This window comes from Candidatus Competibacter denitrificans Run_A_D11, from assembly GCF_001051235.1.
Taxonomy (GTDB): Bacteria; Pseudomonadota; Gammaproteobacteria; order Competibacterales; family Competibacteraceae; genus Competibacter_A; species Competibacter_A denitrificans.
Genome location: NZ_CBTJ020000072.1, coordinates 1 through 4699, shown reverse-complemented (window position 1 = coordinate 4699; position 4699 = coordinate 1). Strand labels below are relative to the sequence as shown.

Annotated in this window: 4 protein-coding genes; 1 reads left to right on the top strand and 3 read right to left on the bottom strand. The window is 55.7% G+C overall.

Features of this window, described 5'->3' with window-relative positions; all coding sequences use genetic code 11:
- From BN873_RS13920 to BN873_RS18870, 3 genes are all read right to left on the bottom strand, one after another.
- On the bottom strand, positions 1–370 hold a 370-nt coding region (locus BN873_RS13920), incomplete at its 3' end, for a Rha family transcriptional regulator (protein ID WP_102047046.1).
- Positions 371–625: 255 nt separating this feature from the next.
- Positions 626–1333, bottom strand: coding sequence for an orotidine-5'-phosphate decarboxylase (gene pyrF, locus BN873_RS13915; RefSeq protein WP_048674801.1), 708 nt, complete (start codon positions 1331–1333; stop codon positions 626–628).
- A gap of 144 nt (positions 1334–1477) precedes the next feature.
- Positions 1478–1969, bottom strand: coding sequence for a DUF4124 domain-containing protein (locus tag BN873_RS18870; RefSeq protein ID WP_171820485.1), 492 nt, complete (start codon positions 1967–1969; stop codon positions 1478–1480).
- Between the two features lie 55 nt (positions 1970–2024).
- On the opposite strand from BN873_RS18870, the gene BN873_RS13905 reads away from it, so the two are divergent.
- Positions 2025–4699 (top strand): hypothetical protein (locus BN873_RS13905; protein WP_048674798.1); only part of this gene is annotated, 2675 nt, incomplete at its 3' end.

Genomic DNA, 4699 nt, shown 5'->3' with positions numbered 1-4699 from the left:
ATTCGTCTTTGTCCAGGGTGATGGTGTTCGGGCGGGGGGCGGCCGGTTCGGGCAGGCTCTGGCTGCGGGTGCGGTACTGCGCGAAGGCTTTGACCAGCCGCTTTTTCAACTCGACCGCTTCCTCCGTGTTGCGGACCAGCGTCATCAGAAAATAGGCTTGGTCTTCGTTCAGGAGGTAGTACTTTTCGGGCTGTCCGCGCCCTTTGATTTCTCCGGTTTCAAACCGGAGTATTCCAAATTCCTGAAATTCCGCGAAATAGTTATCGACAAGCTCGTAAGTGTTGCGGTGAGTAACACCAAGCTCACTAGCCACGAGGCGGGAGTCGATACGGGGTTCGCCGTCAACGACGGCAAGGGACAAAGTAGACATGATGCTGCTCCTGTTAGTTTCTCAAAGGGACACGCATCGAATGATGGGCGCCAGGAGCTTGAGACCGCTAACAGACGGCGGGCGTATTTCGGGCGTACCCGTATTGCATTAGCCGCACTCCCGGCACAAAACCGGCAGGCACAAAAAAACCGCAACTCTCGGAGCGGGGAACCGCTGTTAGGTGTGTCTCAAGCACCTAAGAAGCAGCTTACGCCCGATCAGCGGTGGGGTCAACCGCCCTCCCTGGCCGAAGGACTACAGCGCCCGTGCAATTTCTTCCTGCATCCCTTTCACAATGGCCAGCGGGTCTTTGGCGTTGCGGATAGGCCGACCAACGACCACATAATCCGCGCCATTTTTGATGGCCTTGTTGGCGGTAGCAATGCGCTTTTGATCATCGTCTTGAATCACGTCATTGGTGCCAGGCCGAATGCCCGGCGTTACGATCAGAAACTTATCCCCCAGGTCATGCCGCAAGCGCGGCGCTTCCAGTCCAGAGGAAATCACGCCGTCACAGCCCAGTGCCAAGGCTTTCTTGGCGCGCAAATACACCAAGTCCTCCACAGTGCCGGTAAAGCCCATCTCGCGCATGTCCGACTCATCAAAGCTGGTCAGCACCGTGACGGCCAGAATCTTGGCCCCGTTGCGCTCACTCACAGCGGCTTTCAGGATCGGGTCATTGCCATGCACCGTGATAAAGGTTGCGCCTCGGTGCTTCAACTCCCGCACGGCCAGCGCCACGGTTTCGGGGATATCAAAGAACTTCAGATCGACCATGACCTTATTTCCACGGTTCAGAATCATATCAATGACAGGAAACCAGCCGGCCAAAAAGAGCTGCAAGCCAACTTTGTAGAATTTGACGCTATCGCCCAACCGATCCAGCCAGCGGGCCGCCTCATCGGGCGAATCAACGTCAAGCGCAAAGATAATGCGCTCGTCCAGGGGAATATTTTTAGCCATACGCCTTCTCTGAGTGGGGAAACAACCAAGCGGCCCACGCTCTCGCGCTATGGCAGGCCGCAACAAGGTAGATTACCGGTACCCAGCGCCGCGAAGCAATCCTGGTACTGTCTTACGCCCGCATCCTTGCGGGGTCAAGTAGGACTATTTTTTATCGCGCAGTCTGGCCAATTCCTGTCGCAGCCCATCAATCCGGCTTTGATCGGATCGGACGAGGGTATCGTACTTCTGGGTGACAGCGGTCATTTCGTCCGAAATGCTTTGCTCCCACGTAGCTCCGGCGAGATTGTTATTGGCATAGTTTTTCTTGTTTCGCAGTGCGGCCAGCTCGCCCGACATAGCTTGCCGGTTGTCGGAAATCCGGCCTTCGATAGCTGCGATTTCTCGTTCCGTTTCCAGGATTTTTCGGTCGCGCTCCATCGCCGATCCGGCTTCCTTGAATCGCTTCAGATCTTCGCTTTCAGTCTTTTCCGAAACCGGCGGTGCTTTTTGAATTGCGATCTCGCTGCCCTTTGCCGCCCCGGCGCATGGAGCAGCCTGATAAACCGTTTTGCCATCAGCATCCACACATTTATTAATCGCTACCGCAGGCGCGCTCATCAGCGCACAACTCAACAGCACGATGCGTTTCATCATCTGCACTCCTCTTTTAATCCCTTGCATATCGTAGCCCCACGCCCGGAGTTTTTGTATGGCTGACCGCACGCTCGAACTTGCTCTCAGAATCAGAATCCTGTCCGAGAGGCTGGAAGAACTCGAACGCGCAAGAGACGGCGCAGAAGGATTTAAAGAGGCTGTTGCAGGGCTACGCAATCAAATCCTTGGGCTAGCAGCGGCGCTCGTTGGGTTGGATAAGCTCAAAGACTTTGTAAATACCGGGATCGAGGTCAACAAAGAGCTTGAAAATACCAAGCTCGGCATCGCGGGTATCGTCGCCTCCCAAGCAGAGCTTGTGGACTCTCAGGGGCGCGTCATCGAAGGGCAAGATGCATTCAATGCCGCCTCGCAAATCTCAAGTGATCTCCTGCAAAAGCTTAAGGTCGATTCGCTCCAGACCACCGCCACCTTCGGCCAGCTTAAAGACGCTTTTCAGGCCGCCGTATCACCCGGTTTAGCCGCTGGCCTGAATCTGGATCAAATCCGCGAACTAACCAAGCAGATTGCCCTGGCCGCTGGCGCGCTGGGCCTGGATATGTCGCAGGTGGCGCAAGAAACCCAAGCGATCCTATCCGGTAACATCGATAACAACGCCGTCCTAGCGCGTAATCTCGGCATCACCAATGAGATGGTTGCTCAGTGGCAAGAGCAAGGGACGCTGGCTGAAGAACTGAACAAGCGGATGGCGGGCTTTGCACAGATGGGCGATGCCACGTCCAATTCCTGGGCTGGCGTCACCTCGAACCTGTCTGAAGCCTATCAAACCCTCGCAGGACTTGCGACGGCTGGGTTTTACGAGCAGATCAAGACCAAGCTGAACGAAGCGCTGTCTGGCATCTTCAATCTGGACACCGGACAGCTTGAGGGTGAGCTGAAAGGCGTATCGGACCTGTTGGCGGAAATCCTCACCGATCTCGGTGGCGTCTTAGGGGATTCCATCGTCGGCATCATGGACGGCCTGAAGTCCATGTCCGGCTATCTGGAAGCCAACAAGGGCGAAGTCGAGGACATCCGCAATAACTTCGGCCTGGTATTCGATCAAGTCAAAGAGATCGCCGGCGAACTGCTGACCGTCGTGCAATCGCTCATCAACGCGGGCACTGAAGGTAAGGTTCTATCTGGCGCCTTTGAGGTCATTGCGAAAACCATAGCCGCCTTCCGAGATGGCGTTGATTTTATCGTGATGGCTTTTACCAAGCTGGGCGCGGTGGTCATGTCAGCGCTCGCAGCGCCGATTGAGCAGGCCGGCAACGCGCTGTCTCTTTTTGGCCTGGAAACCGGCAAGGTACTGGAATCCCTGGCTGGGAAGATGAAAGAGCAAGCCGATGCCGCCAGCCAATCCGCTGGTCAGATGTGGGAAAACTTCGCGCAAGGGAAAACTCATCTCAATGCGCTGACCCAAGAAGCCGAGAAATTCAGAACCCTTATTAACATCCCAGAGTCTAGCGGGTTTGGCGCTATTCGAGACCAAATCCAGCAGCTCACGCAGGGCATGAAAGCCGCCAAGCAACCCACAACGGAGATGCGAACCGAGGCGGAGCGGCTAAAGTCGCAAGTCGAGATCATGTTCAAGTCAGGGCAGCTTTCGCGCGAGGAGTACATCATTGCGCTCTCAAAAATCAAAACCGCTCTGGGAGAGACAAGCACAGCCACAGTAAAGCATAAGGCAACAGCGCAGAAGCATATCGACGAACTTCAGAAAAGTGCCAAAAAAGCGAAGGACTACACCTCAGCCCTCGAAGAGGTTGCTGAAGCCCAACTCGACGGCATCCGGGCAGATCGGGACCGCGCAACGGCTCTGGGCGCAACCGCGCTGGCTCAGCAAAAATCGGCCGAACTCGCCAGGGTAGAAGCGGAATGGGCGCAAATTATCGCAGCCGCCAAGCAAGCTCAGATCGCCGCCGAACAGGCCTTGCTACAGGCAAAAATGGCAGCTTTAGCGGCCGAAGGGCTACAGACTGAGGAATCTAAAAAGCAATACACCGCCCTGGCCTTACAAAATGCGGCTTTAGGGATGGAGTCGGAGGCTCTCAAAAAATCGGCAGAAGCAAAAGAAATCGCTGCCAAATCAGCCAGCCTCAGCACGGAAGCGACCAAAGAAAACACTGGTGCGACCGAAGAGAACGTCGAAACCACAGAAGAAAGCACCAAAGCCAACCAAAAAGCCTCCGAATCCTCCGAGAAGCTCGCCACGATGGTCGCCGCCAGTGCCAATCAGCTCATGAAATTGAGTGAAGGCACCCGCGCGATGGTCCAGGCTCGGCTTGGCCAATTCGGCGCCATCACGCGAAGCAGCGACCTGTCCTCTGAGGCCCTGGTCAAGCTTAAAAACGGGCTTGAAAGCGCGGAGTACGCCATCCGCCACAATGCCACCACAGCCGGGATGCTAACGGGCGCATGGATAAAAAACTACGACGCCGTTAACAACACCTGGAAGGCGTACTACGAGCAAGCCATTGCCGCCGAAAACCTGACATTAAAGCTCGAACAGATGCTGCAAACGCAGGTCATGAACGAGGATTTGGTGAGGGAAGCATCAGAGGCAGCAACCAACAGCCTGGGGCTGCTCGACAAAGCCAGCCTGGATCGACTGCAAGGGGCAATTGATGAGGCCAAGCAAAAACTCCAGGAACTCCAAGACGAAGCCAACGCGGCACGGGATCGGCTCTCCGAACTCAATGCCGAACTAGCGCGCGAGCAGGGCGATAC